Here is a 15874-nt window from a genome sequence, read left to right as displayed (position 1 = left end):
CGGCCACCGTCGCGAACACGCTGGGGCGGCTTCGGCAGGGCGGTCAGGAGCAGCAGGGGCGGTCGAGCAGGCAGGAGCAGGGGACGGTCGAGGACGATCCGTTGCCCTTCCCGCCCGACAGGAGCACCGCGGCGGTGACCTCCGCCGGTACCGCCGCCGCCCCACCCGCGTACACCCGTGTGCCCAAGGGGACGTTCGACCCGAAGGACCTCACGGACTTCCAGCTCGACGAACTCGTGCACCTCATGATCGGCCGCATCACGCGCCTGGTCCGCACCGAACTCCGCATGGACCGCGAACGCATCGGCAGGCTCCGCGACGACCGCCGCTGACCTGCCCCCGTTCACCGTCCCGGCGCGACCAGCGCGCCACAGCAGCAACGACAGAAAGGCCCACCCGCGATGCCCCGCCAGGACCCGGGTTCCACGATCTGGTTCAGCCTCTCCATCGACGGCCAGAGCCTCGGCTTCTTCAACGGATGTGAGGGCCTTTCGTCCCAGGTGGAGATCGAGCACCGCCAGGAGGGCGGGAACAACGGGTTCGTCTGGCAACTGCCGTCCCGTGTCACCTTCTCCACCATCCGGCTCACCCGCCCCCTCACCCCGGACACCACGAAGGTCGCCAAGTGGATCTCGTCCGTGCAGACGGGCATCAAACGACCCACCGCGGAGATCGCGGCGCTGCGCGCGGACGGGTCCGAGGTCGCGCGCTGGGGGCTGATCGACGTGCTCCCCGTCAGCTGGCAGGGACCCCGGCTCGATCCCAGCAGCCCGGCCGTCGCCACGGAGGTCCTGGAGATCGCCCACCACGGGTTCACGGACTGAGGGTCCGCACAGAGCAAGGGGCCCGGGGTCCGTGTGACCCGGGAGTCCGGAGAGAGGAGCGGGAGACACCCACATGCCCAAGAGCAAAGGCGCCGGCAAGAGCCTCGTGCGCGCCAGCCTCGCCATTCACGAGCCCCCCGTCGGCACCAGCACCACGCCGGGCGGGCTCATCAGGACCTTCAACTTCGACTTCAATCCGGCGCAGCTGACCATCGGGCGCCGCGCCAACTGGACGGTGACACCGACGGCCGACAACCGGGACGGCGCGATGCCGGAGTTCATGGGTTCGGAGCAGCGCCAGATGAGCGTGGAGATCTTCCTCGACTCCTCCGGCAAGCCGACGAGCAACCAGGTCCTGAAGAAGGTGCAGACGCTCCTCGACTGCTGTGGGGTGACTCCCAAGAGCAAGAAGGCCGACCAGCCGTCGCCGCCGTGGGTGATCTTCCAGTGGGGGTCGTTCAAGACGGCCCGTTTCACCGCCTACGTCGCCTCCGTCGACGCCTCGTACACCCTCTTCGGCACCTCCGGCGTGCCCATCCGGGCCACCTGCCAGTTGCAGCTGCACGAGATCCCGAGTGACGCGCTGGGGCAGAACCCGACCTCCGGCGCGCTCACCGCGCAGAGCGTGCACCGGGTCGTGGCAGGCGATTCGTTGCAGTCGCTGGCCTGGCGTGAGTACGGCGACGCCACGGTGTGGCGGGCCATCGCCGAGGCCAACGGGATCGATGACCCCTCCGCCCTCACGGCCGGCACCGAACTGGTGCTGCCCGCGGCGCAGGAGGTGGGTCGCTGATGGCCGGTGTCGCCTTCTCCAGCGTCATGAAGGTGAAGCTCGGCGGGGCCAAGCTCCCCGACGAGTACGCCCGGATGTTCGTCGACGGCTGGGTCGACCAGGGCGCCGGGGTGCCCGCCGCGTTCCGGCTCACCTTCCGCGACCCGCACCGCCTGCTCCTGAAGGATCTCAACGTCAAGTTCGGCACCGAGGTCGTGCTGACGCCGGTGGCCGACGGGCAGGGCTCCGGCGAGCCGCTCCTGACCGGCGAGGTCACCGCCCTGGAGGCCGACTACGACGGCACCGGGTCCTTCACCGTCATCCGCGGCTACGACCTCGGGCACCGTTTCCTGCGCCGGCGCCGCGTGGTCGCGTACGCGAACGAGACCGCGTCCTCGATCGTCAAGAAGCTGGCCGGGCTCGCGGGCGTGCCCATCGGGAAGATCGAATCCTCCAAGGGAAACTACGAGTTCATCAGCCAGGCCAACGTCACCGACTGGGACTTCATCGCCCGCCTCGCGGACGAGAACAAGATGGTGATGTCCCTGGACGCGAAGGGCAAGTTCAACTTCGTCTCGCCCAAGCCCTCCTCGGGCGCGCCCTCACCGACCAGCGCGCGCAGCGAGAAGAACCCCCTCGTCCTGAAGTCCGGGACCGACATCTTGCGCCTGCGCACCTCCGTGACCGCCGCCGACCAGGTGGCCGAGGTGGAGGTGCGCGGCTATGACGTGGCCACCGCGCGGGAGATCGTGGAGACGTCGCGCCGCGCCAACAACCCCGTTTACTCGATTGGTTCCTCGCCGAAGAAGGCCGCGGCCGCCTTCAAGAAGACCAAGCTCGTGCAGACCTCGATGCCCTACGACAAGAGGCCCGAGGTCAAGCACGCCGCCGACGCCCTCTTCGACGACGTGTCCTCCTCGTTCTCCGAACTGGAGGTGATCGTCCACGGCAACCCCAAGCTGCGTCCCGGCGTGCCCGTGGCGCTCGCCGACGTCGGCTGGCCCTTCCAGGGCAAGTACACGACGACCTCCGTGCGGCATGTGTTCGGCAACGGCCAGCGCTACGAGTCCTGGGTGACTGTCAGCGGCCGGCAGTGGCGCTCTTTGTACGGGCTCACCTCGGGCGGCACGGAGAGCGAGCCGCGGCTTCCCGGCGTGGCCAACGCCGTCGTCACGGACGTCGACACCAAGGACGAACAGGCGCGTGTGAAGCTGAAGTTCCCGTGGCTGGACGACACTTACGTCAGCGACTGGACGCGCGTGGTGCAGCTCGGCGGGAAGCGCGGCGGCGGCATCTTCCCGCTGGACGTGGGCGACGAGGTCCTCGTCGGCTTCGACCGGGGCGCGCTCGACCATCCCTTCGTGATCGGCGGCCTCTACAACGGCAAGGACAAGCCGACCCGGAACAAGGCGCCGCTTTACTCCGGTGCGCGCAACCAGGCCAGCCGGCACACCATCTCCGACCGCACCGGCAACCGCGTCGACCTGCTCAGCCAGCGGGTGGGTGCCCATCGGGGCGTGCGGGTCTCGACTGGCGACGACAAGCTGACCGTCAATCTGGATCGCGCCAAGACCGAGATCACCGTGGACAGCAAGGGGGCGGTCACCATCAAGGGCGGTCGCTCGGTGACGGTCCGGGCGGGGACGGACCTCACGCTGAGCGCCAAACGCAATGTGTCCATCCAGAGCGGCGGGATCCTCAGCATCCGGGCCACGAGCGCCGTCAACATGAACGCCGGCGGCGGCGGATTCAGCGTCAACACCTCCTTCTTCAACGTGCGGGCGGCCGGCATGGCGTCCCTCGTCGCGACGGGCGGGGTCGCGTTGAACACCGTCGGGGCGATGGCGCTCACCTCCGGCGCCACGATGGCCCTGACCTCGTCCAACATCGGGCTGAACGGCGCGGTCCTGGTCAACCGCAAACCCCTGCCCTTCTGATGACGCACACGCCCGCACGCCCGCCCACACGCTCACCCGCTCGTACCAAGCAAGGACCGGTGGTTCTCTGATGGCCGAACAGTTCGTCGGCTCCGGCTGGGCGTTCCCGCTGCGCATCGGCCCCACCGGAGGCATCGCCCTGGTCAGCGGAGAGCGTGAGGTGGAGGAGGCCATCCGGCTGGTCCTCGCGACCGCTCCCGGTGAGCGGCCGATGCGCCCGGAGTTCGGCTGCGCCATCCACGACCTGGTGTTCGCGCCGGTCAACGAACAGACCGCGGGCCGCATCCAGCACGAGGTGTACCTGAGCCTGGACCGCTGGGAGCCGCGCATCGAGGTGCATGAGGTCGAGGTCACCGCGGGCGAGGACCAGAGCGTGCTGTTCATCGACGTGCGCTACGCGATCCGCGGCACGAACAACCCGCGTAGCCTCGTCTTCCCCTTCTACGTCATCCCCTCCCACGAGGAGCCGGGGGCCGCGGAGACGTCCGACGGCCCCGGCGCCTTCCCCGAAAGCGACCGCTGATGTCCCTGCAGAGCCCCAACCTCGACGACCGCCGCTTCCAGCAGTTCGTCGACGACGCCAAGCGCTACATACAGCAGCGCGCCCCGGAGTGGACCGACCACAACGTCTCCGACCCAGGCGTCACCCTCGTCGAGACGGTCGCGCACATGGCGGACCAGATCGTCTACCGCCTCAACCGCGTCCCGGAGAAGAACCACCTGGCGTTCCTCGACCTGGTCGGCATCACGCTGTTCCCGCCGTCGGCCGCCCGCACCGACGTCACCTTCTGGCTGTCCGCGCCCCGCGACGAGCCGGTGGCCGTGCCGGTCGGCACCGAGGTGACCACGCTGCGCACCGAGACCGAGGACGCCGTCGTCTTCGCCACCGAGCACGACCTGCGCATCGTCCCGTGCATGCTGCGCCACCTGATGGTGCAGCGCCGCGGCGAGCCCGTCACCGACCGCACCGCCGACCTCGCCGAGGGCAGCGACGTACTGTGCTTCAGCGAGGCCCCGAGCTCCGGTGACTGCCTGCTGTTCGGCCTGACTGCCGCTGTCCCGCACTGCGCGGTCGCGCTCGAACTCGACAGCCGCGTCGACGGCGTGGGCGTCGACCCCCGCCAGCCGCCGCTGGTCTGGGAGGCCTGGACGGCGGACGGCTGGCAGCCGTGCGAGGTGCACAGCGACGGCACCGGCGGCCTCAACCGGCCCGGCGACGTGGTCCTGCACGTGCCCGGCGGTCACGTCCTGTCCCGAAACGGCGGCCACGAGGCGGGCTGGCTGCGCTGCCGCGTCACCGAACCGCTGCCGGACCAGCCCTTCTACACCACCTCGCCGACCGTGCGCTCCAGCGATGCCTGCACGATCGGCGGCACCACCCCGGTCGTGCACGCGGACACGGTGTACGACGAGGCGCTCGGCGAGGCCACCGGGCTGCCCGGCCAGCGGCTGCGGCTCGCCCACGCGCCCGTCGTCGGCGACGAACCACCGGTGCTCCTGCAGACCGCCGAGCACAACGGCTGGGAGGACTGGCAGGTGGTCACGCACTTCGCCGAATCCCGCCCGGACGACCGGCACATCACCCTGGACGCGACCACCGGCGCCATCGCCTTCGGCCCCGCCGTACGCGAGGCCGACGGCTCCCTGCGCCAGTACGGCGGGGTCGCCCCCAAGGGCGCCGTCATCCGCGCCCGCCGCTACCGCATCGGCGGCGGCCGCTCCGGCAACGTGGCCCGTGGCGCGATACGCGTGCTGCGCACCTCCATCCCGTACGTCACCGAGGTCGTCAACCGAGAGGCAGCCCGGGGCGGTGTCGACGGAGAGACGGTCGAGGAGGCCAAGGTCCGCGCGCCCATCACGCTGCGCGCCCAGGAGCGTGCCGTGACATTGCGCGACTACGAGGAGCTCGCCCGCCGGGCCGCCCCGGAGACGGCCCGCATCACCTGCCTGGAGGGCAAGCCCGACGAGCACGGGGCGCACGCGGTACGCGTCCTGGTCGTCCCGCAGGCCGTCGCCGACCCCGGCGGACGGTTGCGCTTCGAACAACTCGTCCCCGGCGACGCCCTGTTGGAGCGCATCACCCGCCACCTCGACGAGCGCCGCCTGATCGGCACCCGGCTCGCCGTCGGCCCGCCGTTCTACCAGGGCATCACCGTGGTGGCCACGGTGCACGCCTTCCGCGGCGTGGAGACCGACCGCGTCCGCCGTGCCACCCACGACGCCATCTACCGCCACCTCGACCCGCTGACCGGCGGTGCGGACGGCAGAGGCTGGCCCTTCGGCCGCCCCGTCCAGGCGGGCGAGATCTTCGCGGTACTGCAACGAGTGCCCGGGGTGGAGCTGGTGGACGAGGTAGTCCTGCACCCGGCGGACCCGCTCACCGGCAAGCGCGGCGACCGCACCGACCGCATCGACCTGGAGCCGTCCGCCCTGGTGTTCTCCTTCGACCACCGCGTACGGGTGATCGGGGACGCCTCGTGACGACCACCGTGCGCCATCCGGGACGACAGCGGGGCGGCCGCTGATGAGAGGCTCCATCGACGGCCTGGGCTCCTCCGCGCCCATCGGGATGATGCTCCCGGCCGTCTTCGCCGACGACGACCTGGCCCAGCATTTCGTCGCGGGCCTCGACGAGGTCCTGGCGCCGATCCTGAACGTCCTCGACTGCCTGGACACCTACTTCGACCCCGCGCTCACCCCGATCGACTTCGCCCAGTGGCTCGGCGTCTGGGTGGGCGCCGAGACGGACGGCATCGATTCCGAGGATCGGCTGCGCACCGCTGTGGCCGCCGCTGCCGCGCTGCACCGGGTCCGCGGCACGCGCCAGGGGCTGTCGGAGGCGGTGCGCCTGGCGTTCGGCACCACACCGGAGATCACCGAGAGCGGTGGCGCGGCATGGAGCGCGCGCCCCCGCGGCCCCATCCCCGGCAGCCCTCGCCCCCACTTGCACGTGGCGCTGCGGCTGCCCGACCCGACACCGGCGGACACCCACCGCCTTGACGCGCTCGTCGCCGCCGCCCGCCCCGCACACATGCCCTACTCCGTCACCGTCACCGCCACCCCCAACGTCACCACCACCGCCACCGAAAGGACCCTGGAGTCATGACCAGGCAGAACTGCACCGAGTGCGACGCCCGCGTGGAACCCGGTCAGTCGTTCTGCGACGCCTGCGGCGCCGTCCTCAGCTGGGATACGGCCGGGGCGCGCTCGGGGGCGGCGCCGGCCGCGGACGCCCGCGGCTCCAGTGCCGGCTCGGGCCATGCCGGGCCCTCCGTGGCGGGGCCGGCCCCGGCGGGGGGCGGCCCGGTGCCGAGCCCGGCCGCCGATCGGCGCGCCACCGACTCCGGCCTGCCCCGTCGGGCGGCGTCCGCCGAGCCCACGGCCACGCCCGCCACCCAATCGGCCCCGAGCAACCCGGACTTGACGGACACGACACCCAACGACCCGGTGGTGCCCGCGCACACCCCGGGTCCTGAAACGGTCCGTTCCCTCCTCGTGCCCGTCTCGGACCCGGAGGCGGCCACCCCGCCACCCTCGGCCGTCAGCCCGGTCCTGCCCGGACGGCCCGACGCCGAGCGCCCGCACGTACGTGTGCCCGGACAGCAACCGCAGGCCGGCAACGGCCCGCCCTGCCCGTGGTGCGCCACCCCGAACCGCCCCGACCGGCACTTCTGCGCCCGCTGCGCGATGCCGCTCGCCCAGACGCCGGACCAGCCGTCCGCGCCGCTGCCGTGGTGGCGCCGCCTCATGGGCCCCGGCCGCAACCAGACCCCGTGGGCGGGCGAACGCCCCCGGCTGCGCCGCGTGTTCGACCACATCGGCACCTGGATCACCTGGGCCATCGTCCTGACGCTGCTCATCTTCGCCGCGGTGAACCTCTCCGACGGCATCCAGGCCACGCGCGACCACTTCGCCAAGCGCGCCCCCGTCGAACCGGACGAGATCCGCTCCTCGAACGCGTACGCCGGCCATGGAGCGAAGCTGGCCTTCGACAAGCTCAACAACACCTGGTGGGGCCCGGGAGTCGCGGAATCGGGCCAGGGCGAGTGGCTCGAGGTGCGCTTCTCCCAGCCGACCCGCCTGCTGGACGTCATCATCACGCCGGGCGTCTCCATCCGTGCCGACGAACTCGGCAAGTCCGCCCTGCCGCACCGCATCAAGGCCACGGTCACCAAGAAGGACGGCTCCACCGCGACCCGCGACATCACCCTGGACCCGGGCCCGGGCGGCCAGCGCCGCTCCTTCCGCGTCGGGGAGGTCACCCGGGTCCGCTTCACCGTCGAGTCGGCCCACGCGGCGTCGGCCAAGAAGCAGGTGGCCATCGCCGAGGTCGAACTCTTCGGCCGCTCCAACGGCAGCCGCACCTGAGCGATCGAGACCGCCGGGTAGCTTGACCGCGACCCCAGCCGACTGCAGATGGCTTCCGTCGAATCCGCGACGTCGCCGGAAACCGTCTGCGTCGCTTCTGCTGCCCGGCGATGGCTGAGTCCGCCGGTCAGTCGGTGCCTTCGACGATGCGGAAGTCGCGCTTGAAACCGTCGGGGAGGGCCATCAGCGCCTTCTGATATGCCTCGCTCTCGTATGCCGCGACCGCCTGTTCAAAGTCGTCGAACTCGATCAGCACGACGCGTTCGGTGATTCCGGCCTCGTGGGCGACGACTCGACCGAAGTTGGACAGGACGCGCCCGCCCCCGGCCCGGACAGCCAGACCCGCCAGCTCGTTGTAGTCGCTCAGCGCCTCAGGGTCGGCAATGGCGGGGTAGACGCTGACCCAGTAGCCCTTGGCCATGTAAACCTCCTGTGCTCGGCCGGACACGTCCGACTTCGAAGGGACACGCAGACCTCGATCTTTGCCGTTCGAGCCGGCCTCGGCCATGGCGGATAGGTCAGCCTCCGATGCTTTCTCGCCAGTTGGTGACCGCGGGCGTGGACGGAAAGCCCGTGCGCACTATCTCGGACCTGACCGCCACCCCCGGACACGGCCCGGCACTCGTCTGGTGTCGATTGCGTCTGGGTAATGTACTGCGTCAGATACTTGCACTTGATGTTAAGTACTGGCCTCCCTAACGTTCTTGGCATGAACCTCACCGTCCTCGCGGCCTCAGGCCGGACCGGAATGGCCCTCACCCGGCAGGCGTTGCGTCGCGGCCACACTGTGACCGCCGTCGCCCGAACCCCCGAGCGGATCGCCCTGCCCGACACCCCGAACCTGCGCAAAATGGCGGGTGACGTGAACGACGCGGCAAGCATCGCCGCCGCCGTGGACGGGAGCTCCGTGGTGCTCTCCGCACTCGGCACGGACACGGCCGGGATTCTTCTGACCGGCGCCCGCGCCGTCATCGCCGCCGGCCCTCAGCGCGTCATCTGGCTCGGCGCCTACGGCACGGGTAAATCGGCCGAAGCGGCGGGCGAGGGCGCGAGTGTCCTCGCCAAGGTGCTGGGCGATCGGCTCGCGGACAAGGTCGCAGCCGACAACGCCGTACTTGCGGCAGGAGGCACCGTCTTCCACGCCGGGATGCTCGCTGACGGGCCGGAGAGCCCCCGTCGGCGCACGGTCGGCCTCGAAGCCGGGCCGCCCTTTGACCTGGGCGCGAAGGTCAGCCGCGAAACTGTCGCCGCGGCAATGCTCGACGAGGCCGAAGCCCCCGGCTTCGACGGCGCCGTGGCCCTGCCCTTGGCGGAGTAGGCGACCAACAGGGCGGACCGGATCAGCCGGTGGTGATCTCCTTCAGATCTCCTTCAGCGACGCCCGGACCTGCTCGCGGAGCCACGCGTGGGCGGGGTCGGAATCGAAGCGCTGGTGCCAGTTGCAGTGGATCGTCGCCGCCGACGACTCGACCGGCAGGGGCCGGGAGAGCAGACCGAACGCCTTGATGAGCGGGTGGCCGAGCGTCGCCGTGCAGGTGACCAGCGCGTCACCACGGGCAGCGATCTGCAGAGCCGTGGCCACCGTCGCCACCGCCGCGACCACTCGGCGTCGCAGGCCTTCGGCGGCCAGCACATCATCGATCGGCGCGGTCAGCCGGCCACGCCGGGACACCACCACATGCGGCTGCGACGCATAAGCGGCCAGATCGAATCCATCGGCACACGGATGGCCCGCACGCATCGCCACGACGAGACGATCGTCGCCGAGGGGCTCGGAACGGAACTCCGGCAGGCTGGGCCTGTCGCCACCGAGTTCCAGATCGACCCGGCCATGGCGCAGGTCATCGGTGTCGACGGCGTTCTCGGCCAACACCCGCAACTGCACCCCACAAGCCTGCTGCTGAATCCTCCCGACCAGTACCGGGACCAGCGAGGCGGCCACCGCGTCGTGGCACTGGATCGTGAAGGTGCGATCCAGCTCGGCCAGGTTCAACTCGCGTACTGGTGAGAGCACTTCGTGCGCCTGCTGCACCAATCGGTGAACCTCCTCGCGCACCGACACCGCGTACGGGGTGGGAGTCATCGAGTGGCCGGTGCGCACCAAGATGTCGTCCCCGGTGACGGCGCGAAGCCGGCCGAGGGTGCGGCTGACCGCGGGCGAGGACAGGTGCAGCCGCTCGGCCGCGCCCATGACGCTGCCCTCTTCGAGCAGGGCGTCCAGCACGGTCAGCAGATTCAAGTCCAAGTGCATGGAAGTTAATCCTAGCCAGCAGCACATCCATTTCGATCAACCCGGAGCATCCCATGAGCCAGGAACTGCTTGCCGCCACCGTAGCCGCCGTCCGCCGGGCCGGCGCCAGGATGATGACGCGCTACTCCACCGAGTCCCGTCAGCCGGGGCTCCCCGAACTCCTCGCGAGCCTCCAGGCCAATGACGCGGCCGTGGTCGACACCTTGCGCCCGGCACTGGCCCAGGCCCTGCCGAGCGCGGGATGGCTCAACGACGAACACGGATCGGGGCCGATGGCCGCGGGCGAGTGGTGGCTCATCGACCCGGTCGGCGGCAATGTCAACGCCGTGCACGGCATGCCCGACTGGAACATCGGCGTGAGCCTGGTCCGTGACGGCCGCCCGGTGCTGGCCGTGCTCTACTTCCCGGTCCGTGACGAGATGTTCACGGCGATCGAGGGCGGCGGGGCGTTCCTCAACGGTGTGCCGCTGCGGGTCTCGGCCAAGGCGTCGCTGGACGCCGCCCTGGCCGGGACCGGCCAGGCCCAGCCGGGACGCCACCCCGAACTCGCCCACCAGATGGGCACCGCCTTGGCCGCGATGATGAACTCCGCCCTGTACGTGCAGGTCTCCGTACCGGTCACCGGCCAGCTCGCCCACGTCGCGGCGGGGCGCATGGACTTGCACTGGCAGTTCGACCAGGTCAGGTCCCACGCGGCAGGTGTGCTGCTGGTCCAAGAGGCCGGAGGCGTCGTGACCGACCTGGAGGGCAAGGCGTGGGACCTGGCCAGCAAGAGCTACCTCGCTGCCGCGCCGGGCGTGCACGCAGCCGCGCTCGAAGTCCTCACTGCCTGAGGGGAGTCGAGGGGCCCGGCGGGAAAATCAGGTTCCGATGCCTGCGCGTGCGCGGCCGTTGTGGCGCAGGCGGATCCGGCGCCGGGGGTGGGAGCGCAGCAGTGGGTGCAGGCTCCAGTTGTGTTCCGAGGCCACGCCCACGACGTAACTGGCGCCCGCACCACGGAAGTAGTGGGCCCCGAGGTCGAGGTCGCGGTCGTACCCGGCAAGAACGGTGGCGTTCTCGACGCGCCGGGTCTGCTTCTCGATGCGCCGGTCCACGCGCGCTCGGTAGTACGCCGCGTTGCCCTCGCGAACCAGAGACACCGGCGTCACGCACCACAGCGGGACGAACGGAACCTGACCCAGGGTGGCATCCAACACACGAACGGCACCGTTCTCGGCGCGCGGCACCATGTAGACGAACAACTGCGCCACGGACGCCGCGCAGTAGCAGAGAGCCGCCAGGAGAAGCCACATCACCCACCACAGCGGCAGCAGCAGGAGAGTGAGGGGCAGCAGCAACAGCCAACGCAGTGGGGCCGGACGAACAGGGATCGGGCCCCACGCCGGGTCGTCGAAGTCAGGCACGGGTGTTGTGTCCCCCTCGGTTCGCCATGGCGTGCGCCACATCGTGCGGAGTATATGTCGAGGGGTTTTACCGGCAGGCCGGCCATCGGGACTGATCCGCCGTCACCCGAAGTCGCGCGGCGGATACGGTGACTCGATGACCGAGAGCATGCCTGCCTACTTCGAGCTCGACACCAGCTTGGTGGAGTCAGCGTCCACCCGCCCCGGCACCGTCGTGGCGGCCGCAGCGCAGTTGGTCACCGAGACCGGGGAGTGCCCTGGTGAGGTCTTGGTCTTCGCGCAAGGCGGCTATCTGTCGTGGCTGGAAGTCTGCTCGTGGAGCGACGACATTGAGGTGACACTTGCCGCTGCACGTCAGTGGCTGCGGGCAACGGCAACCTGAAGCCGGCTGCCGCCCACCATGGCCGACGGCGTGCACCGTCTGCCGTCGGCCCGGTGGTCCGCCCTACTTCAGGTGCCGGTCGAAGAAGCGGCCCCCGTCCTCCACCTCGAACCACGGGGTGCCGGTGTGCCCGCCCAGGTTGGCGTGCAGTGTCTTCTCTTTGGTGCCGAAGGCGTCGAACAGGTCCAGGGCCCGTTGCCGCGGGTTCCCTTCGTCGTCCCACTGCAGCAGAAGGAGCAGCGGGATGGTGACCTGCCGGGCCTCCTTGCGCTGGGCGTGGGGCACGTAACCGCCGGCGAAGAAGCCGGCGGCCGCGATGCGCGGCTCGACCGCCGCGAGCCGGATGCCCAGGGCGGTCCACCCCGAGTACCCGACCGGCCCGTCGATCTCGGGCAGCGAAAGGAGGGCATCCAAAGTGGTCTGCCATTCCGGGGCCGCCTTCGCGACCAGCGGGCCGATGAGCGACTCGAAGATGTCGTCGACCGGCTCTCCGGCCTGCATCGCCCGGCGAAGGTCGGTGCGGACCTGTTCGTCGGCGGCGGAACGGGGTCGGTCGCCGCACCCGGCGGCGTCGATGGTGGCCACCGCGTAGCCGTGCGCCGCGGTGTGCCGGGCTCGGGCCACGAGCCGGGCGTCACGCTTGGGCAGGCCGTTGTTGTGGGCCATCAGGACCAGCGGGGCGGGAGCGGAAGCCGGAGTCCACAGGGTGCCGGGGATCTCGCCGAGTGTGAATTCGCGTTCGAGTACGCCGTCGTCGAGGCGCTGCTCGGAAATGAAGTGCATGGTCGTGCCTTTCGGGAGCTCGCGAACGGCGCTCCCGGACGACCTATCGCCCGACCGTGACCCCGGAGGGGAGCACCCATGTCGATTCTGCGTTCACGGGTACCACCTCCTCGTTCTCTCGCACGGCCGCCGAAAAGGTAGCAGGGGGTGGCCCTGGTCCGCCAACGGATTATTGGCGCTCACGCCACGGGCCATCCGGCGCCAAGGCCGCGAGTACGGTCAGCAGCTGCGGCGGCTCGACGGGGTCAGGCAGCGAGCCCAGATCCGTCCACGCGATCCAGATGTGGGTGTCCAGGCTGGCCTGCTCGTCCGGGAGCAGACCGGTGCGCACCAGCGGTGGCCGGTTCTCGGCGAACTGAGCGACGAAGAAGAGTTCCGTGCCGGTGTACCGCTTGCCGTTCCACCGCACATCGCGGTCCACGGGCACGGAACGGTCCAGGACGGCCGCCGGGTCAAGGCCGGTCTCCTCTGCCAGCTCACGCCGTGCCGCCGCCTGCGGTGTCTCGTCAGCCTCGATGCCGCCACCGGGAGGCTCCCAGAGCCAGGTTCCGTCGAACGGATCGCGCCAGCGCAGAAGAAGCAGGCGATGGGCTGCGTCCAGGCAGATGACCCGTGCGGCGGGCCGTTGAGTTGTCTCCACCACCCTGACGCTACGCGCCACGTCAACGGAAGCGGAGTGTCGAGACACGAAAGCGTGTGCGTTGTTTCGCCTACTGACGCGGCCATCTCACGGTGCGCCGTGCGTCGTTGAGCTGATCATGGACAAAAACGACTCGGAGCAAGAAGCGAGGGCGAAGGTGGCGCCAGCCAACGGGCTCGATTCTCCGCCGCGCGGTACTGCTGCGTGCGTGTGGTGTGTGGAGATGCGGAGAATCGCCTTGAATGCCGAGCGACGACAGCCTCAGGGCGCGGGAAGCGCGATGGGCGGCATCTGGGTGTGGCTACGTCGGCTGCGGCGGACCGTGGTGCCGACGCTGTGGGCGGCGACGGTGATCGTCGCGTTGGTGGCGGGGGTCTGGCGAGAGATCCCGTAGGGCCTCGCAGGCGAACCCTACGAGTGAGCGGACCGTGGTGGTCCGAGCATGGGGACGAGGAACTGCCGGGCCACCGCTCGCATCCGCTCGTCGTCATCGACGTCGATGACCTGGCTGGGGATGACGAGGAACGAAGCCGAGACGCGGACCATCACCTCGGCCACGACATCGACATCCACTTCGCCCGAGACCTGACCGGCCCGCTGCTCCTGGCGGAGCCGTTCCGCGACGAACTGCTGCACCACGGAGAGGGTGCGGCCGCCGTCGCCGGCCGTCGACAGCGTGACGGCGTCGGGTTCGACGGCCATGAGCCCGCCGATGAGACGGTTGTGGCGGATGGCGCGCAGGGAACTGACGAAGCCCAGGACGACTCGGTCGGAGACGGTCTCGGCGTTCTGGATCTCGCGGGTGAACTGGTCGAAGTAGCGCCGGAATTCACGGCGTACGACGTGCTCGACCAGCGTTTCCTTGGTGGCGAAACGACGGTAGACGGTGATGCGGGAGACCCCCGCAAGGCGTGCCACGTCCGCCATGGTGGAGCGCTTGATCCCCATGCGGCAGAACTGCTCGTACGCGGCGTCGAGCAGCCGCACGGACACGTCGTCGTCCGGATCGGACCCATCGGCGCCGTAGGCCCCGTCGGTGGCGTCGCTGAAGGCGAGTTCCAGCACCGACGGGGAGCCGAGCGCGGGCCCGGTGAGGTCCGGCAGGACAGGTTCCACTACTGCCTCCCTGATTGCGTGCGGCCTCTGGCGTTCAAGTCTCGTCTGTGCTCCCCTGTTGATACAGAGATGCTGAATGCGTTTCATCGTACCAAGCGAACTGCGGAACCACAGAGCTGCCGGACTCACGGAGGAGTTCAGAGCAATGGACGGACTCAGTAGACGCAAGATGTTGACGGCGGGTGGTGCCCTGGGGGCCGTCGGGGCGCTGGGAGCGGCCTCACCGGCCAGCGCGAGGTCGTTGTGGACATGGGCCCCGAGCAATTCGATCGCGGGCGCGGGCGCGGGAGTTGACCCCGAGTGGGTGTGGGACGAGGAGGCCGACCAGCTGCTCGCCTCCGTGATCGACCGCGGCGACGTGCCCAAGGTCAATGAACTGCTGCGCACCTGGACCCGCAACGACCAGGCGCCACCGGCCGGACTCCCGGCAGACGTACGGGAGTTCATGGAGAAGGCGCGGCAACTGCCCTCGTGGGCGGACCGGGACAAGCTGGAGCGGGCGGCCGCGTTCAACAAGTCCCGCGGCTTCTACCTCAATCTGCTCAACGGAGTGGGCGGCGGCATGCTGAGCACCGCCATCCCCAGGGAGGCGCGCTCGGTCTACTACTCCAAGGGCGGCGCCGACATGGAGGACCGCGTCGCCAAGACGAGCCTGCTCGGCTTCGCCATCGGGGACCTGAACGCCTACCGGCCCGACGGCGACGTCATCGTGCACGCCGTCAAGACCCGCATGGTGCATGCGGCCGTGCGCCATCTGCTGCCGCAGTCCCCGGCCTGGGTGCGAAACAGCGGCGGCCAGAAGATCCCCATCAGCCAGGCCGACATTCTGGTCACCTGGCACAGCCTGGCCACCTACGCCATGCAGAAGCTCCTCGAGTGGAAGGTCCCGGTCAGCTCCGCCGACGCCGGTGCCTATCTGCATGTGTGGCAGGTGACCGTGCACATGCTCGGCGTCCGGGACGAGTACATCCCGGCCAGCTGGGAGGCGGCCAACTCGCAGTCCAAACAGGTCCTCGACCCGATCCTGACCTCCACCAGGGAAGGAGTCGAACTGACCGACATCCTGCTGGGCCAGCTCGCCGAGCAGACCAGCCCCGGCGGCATCGACCGGCCTTTGTGCAACGCGCTCGGCCGGTACCTGGTCGGTGACCGGGTCGCCGACATGGACGGCATCCCCAAGGAGCCGTTCTGGGACGGCGTCCTGGAAAGCATCTGGCCGAAGCTGGTGGCCTTCCGCGAAAAACTCATCCCCTTGCCGCTGGTGCCGCCGCTCGCCTGGACGCTCGACGAAGCGGCCCGCCAGTACATCCTCTTCTACCTAACCAAGGGCAAGGGCACCCACATCGAGATCCCCGACACCAACCGGCCGGGCACCAGCTGAAGGAGGAGTGCACAACG

At 70.0% G+C, this 15874-nt stretch carries 19 protein-coding genes; 13 read left to right on the top strand and 6 right to left on the bottom strand.

Annotated elements, in window-relative coordinates; all coding sequences use genetic code 11:
* The first annotated feature begins 134 nt into the window (after positions 1-134).
* The 8 genes from AB0I66_RS36505 to AB0I66_RS36470 all read left to right on the top strand — a co-directional run bounded on the left by AB0I66_RS36505 (position 135) and on the right by AB0I66_RS36470 (position 7901).
* A complete protein-coding gene (locus tag AB0I66_RS36505; protein WP_363212344.1) occupies positions 135-332 on the top strand; it encodes a hypothetical protein in 198 nt (65 codons plus the stop codon).
* A gap of 69 nt (positions 333-401) precedes the next feature.
* A complete protein-coding gene (locus AB0I66_RS36500; protein WP_363212343.1) occupies positions 402-824 on the top strand; it encodes a phage tail protein in 423 nt (140 codons plus the stop codon).
* Positions 825-897: 73 nt separating this feature from the next.
* Entirely contained in the window at positions 898-1617 is a 720-nt protein-coding gene (locus AB0I66_RS36495) for a LysM peptidoglycan-binding domain-containing protein (protein WP_363212342.1), read from the top strand.
* Complete coding sequence (locus AB0I66_RS36490; RefSeq protein ID WP_363212341.1) at positions 1617-3533, top strand: VgrG-related protein; 1917 nt, start codon at positions 1617-1619, stop codon at positions 3531-3533. Before AB0I66_RS36495 ends, AB0I66_RS36490 begins: the two co-directional genes overlap by 1 nt.
* A gap of 70 nt (positions 3534-3603) precedes the next feature.
* Positions 3604-4056, top strand: a complete 453-nt coding sequence (locus AB0I66_RS36485; protein WP_363212340.1) for a GPW/gp25 family protein — start codon at positions 3604-3606, stop codon at positions 4054-4056.
* Positions 4056-6014 carry a putative baseplate assembly protein gene (locus AB0I66_RS36480; protein ID WP_363212339.1) on the top strand — a complete coding sequence of 653 codons (1959 nt, stop codon included), beginning with the start codon at positions 4056-4058 and terminating at the stop codon, positions 6012-6014. The genes AB0I66_RS36485 and AB0I66_RS36480 overlap by 1 nt, the downstream gene beginning before the upstream one ends.
* A 43-nt stretch (positions 6015-6057) precedes the next feature.
* Positions 6058-6639, top strand: coding sequence for a phage tail protein (locus AB0I66_RS36475; protein WP_363212338.1), 582 nt, complete (start codon positions 6058-6060; stop codon positions 6637-6639).
* Positions 6636-7901 (top strand): zinc ribbon domain-containing protein, encoded by a 1266-nt coding sequence (locus AB0I66_RS36470; RefSeq protein WP_363212337.1) that lies wholly within the window; start codon positions 6636-6638, stop codon positions 7899-7901. The genes AB0I66_RS36475 and AB0I66_RS36470 overlap by 4 nt, the downstream gene beginning before the upstream one ends.
* A 127-nt stretch (positions 7902-8028) precedes the next feature.
* Here AB0I66_RS36470 and AB0I66_RS36465 read toward each other — a convergent pair whose 3' ends face one another.
* Positions 8029-8322 (bottom strand): DUF1330 domain-containing protein, encoded by a 294-nt coding sequence (locus AB0I66_RS36465; RefSeq protein ID WP_363212336.1) that lies wholly within the window; start codon positions 8320-8322, stop codon positions 8029-8031.
* Positions 8323-8610: 288 nt separating this feature from the next.
* Between AB0I66_RS36465 and AB0I66_RS36460 the strand changes: the two genes are divergently transcribed.
* On the top strand, positions 8611-9219 hold the full coding sequence (locus tag AB0I66_RS36460; protein ID WP_363212335.1) for an NAD(P)-binding oxidoreductase: 609 nt from the start codon (positions 8611-8613) through the stop codon (positions 9217-9219).
* A 42-nt stretch (positions 9220-9261) separates the two neighbouring features.
* On the opposite strand, the gene AB0I66_RS36455 is transcribed toward AB0I66_RS36460, so the two are convergent.
* Positions 9262-10152 carry a LysR substrate-binding domain-containing protein gene (locus AB0I66_RS36455; protein ID WP_363212334.1) on the bottom strand — a complete coding sequence of 297 codons (891 nt, stop codon included), beginning with the start codon at positions 10150-10152 and terminating at the stop codon, positions 9262-9264.
* A 53-nt stretch (positions 10153-10205) separates the two neighbouring features.
* Between AB0I66_RS36455 and AB0I66_RS36450 the strand changes: the two genes are divergently transcribed.
* Positions 10206-10985 (top strand): inositol monophosphatase, encoded by a 780-nt coding sequence (locus AB0I66_RS36450; RefSeq protein ID WP_363212333.1) that lies wholly within the window; start codon positions 10206-10208, stop codon positions 10983-10985.
* A 27-nt stretch (positions 10986-11012) separates the two neighbouring features.
* Here AB0I66_RS36450 and AB0I66_RS36445 read toward each other — a convergent pair whose 3' ends face one another.
* A complete protein-coding gene (locus AB0I66_RS36445) occupies positions 11013-11555 on the bottom strand; it encodes a hypothetical protein (protein WP_363212332.1) in 543 nt (180 codons plus the stop codon).
* 136 nt (positions 11556-11691) lie between these two features.
* Here AB0I66_RS36445 and AB0I66_RS36440 point away from each other — a divergent pair, with 136 nt between their 5' ends.
* The gene (locus AB0I66_RS36440; protein ID WP_363212331.1) at positions 11692-11937 is read left to right on the top strand and encodes a hypothetical protein; all 246 of its coding nucleotides are present in this window, start codon (positions 11692-11694) and stop codon (positions 11935-11937) included.
* A 63-nt stretch (positions 11938-12000) separates the two neighbouring features.
* On the opposite strand, the gene AB0I66_RS36435 is transcribed toward AB0I66_RS36440, so the two are convergent.
* Positions 12001-12720, bottom strand: coding sequence for an alpha/beta hydrolase (locus AB0I66_RS36435; RefSeq protein WP_363212330.1), 720 nt, complete (start codon positions 12718-12720; stop codon positions 12001-12003).
* A 169-nt stretch (positions 12721-12889) separates the two neighbouring features.
* A complete protein-coding gene (locus tag AB0I66_RS36430) occupies positions 12890-13360 on the bottom strand; it encodes an NUDIX domain-containing protein (protein WP_363212329.1) in 471 nt (156 codons plus the stop codon).
* A 238-nt stretch (positions 13361-13598) separates the two neighbouring features.
* Between AB0I66_RS36430 and AB0I66_RS36425 the strand changes: the two genes are divergently transcribed.
* Entirely contained in the window at positions 13599-13754 is a 156-nt protein-coding gene (locus tag AB0I66_RS36425; RefSeq protein ID WP_363212328.1) for a hypothetical protein, read from the top strand.
* A gap of 17 nt (positions 13755-13771) precedes the next feature.
* Here AB0I66_RS36425 and AB0I66_RS36420 read toward each other — a convergent pair whose 3' ends face one another.
* Positions 13772-14476 (bottom strand): TetR/AcrR family transcriptional regulator, encoded by a 705-nt coding sequence (locus tag AB0I66_RS36420; protein ID WP_363212327.1) that lies wholly within the window; start codon positions 14474-14476, stop codon positions 13772-13774.
* Between the two features lie 145 nt (positions 14477-14621).
* Between AB0I66_RS36420 and AB0I66_RS36415 the strand changes: the two genes are divergently transcribed.
* On the top strand, positions 14622-15857 hold the full coding sequence (locus AB0I66_RS36415) for an oxygenase MpaB family protein (protein WP_363212326.1): 1236 nt from the start codon (positions 14622-14624) through the stop codon (positions 15855-15857).
* The last annotated feature ends 17 nt before the right edge of the window (positions 15858-15874 follow it).

It is taken from the genome of Streptomyces sp. NPDC050439 (assembly GCF_040655335.1).
GTDB lineage: Bacteria > Actinomycetota > Actinomycetes > Streptomycetales > Streptomycetaceae > Streptomyces.
Note: the sequence above shows the minus strand (reverse complement) of the source record. Positions and strands in the feature narration are given on the sequence as shown.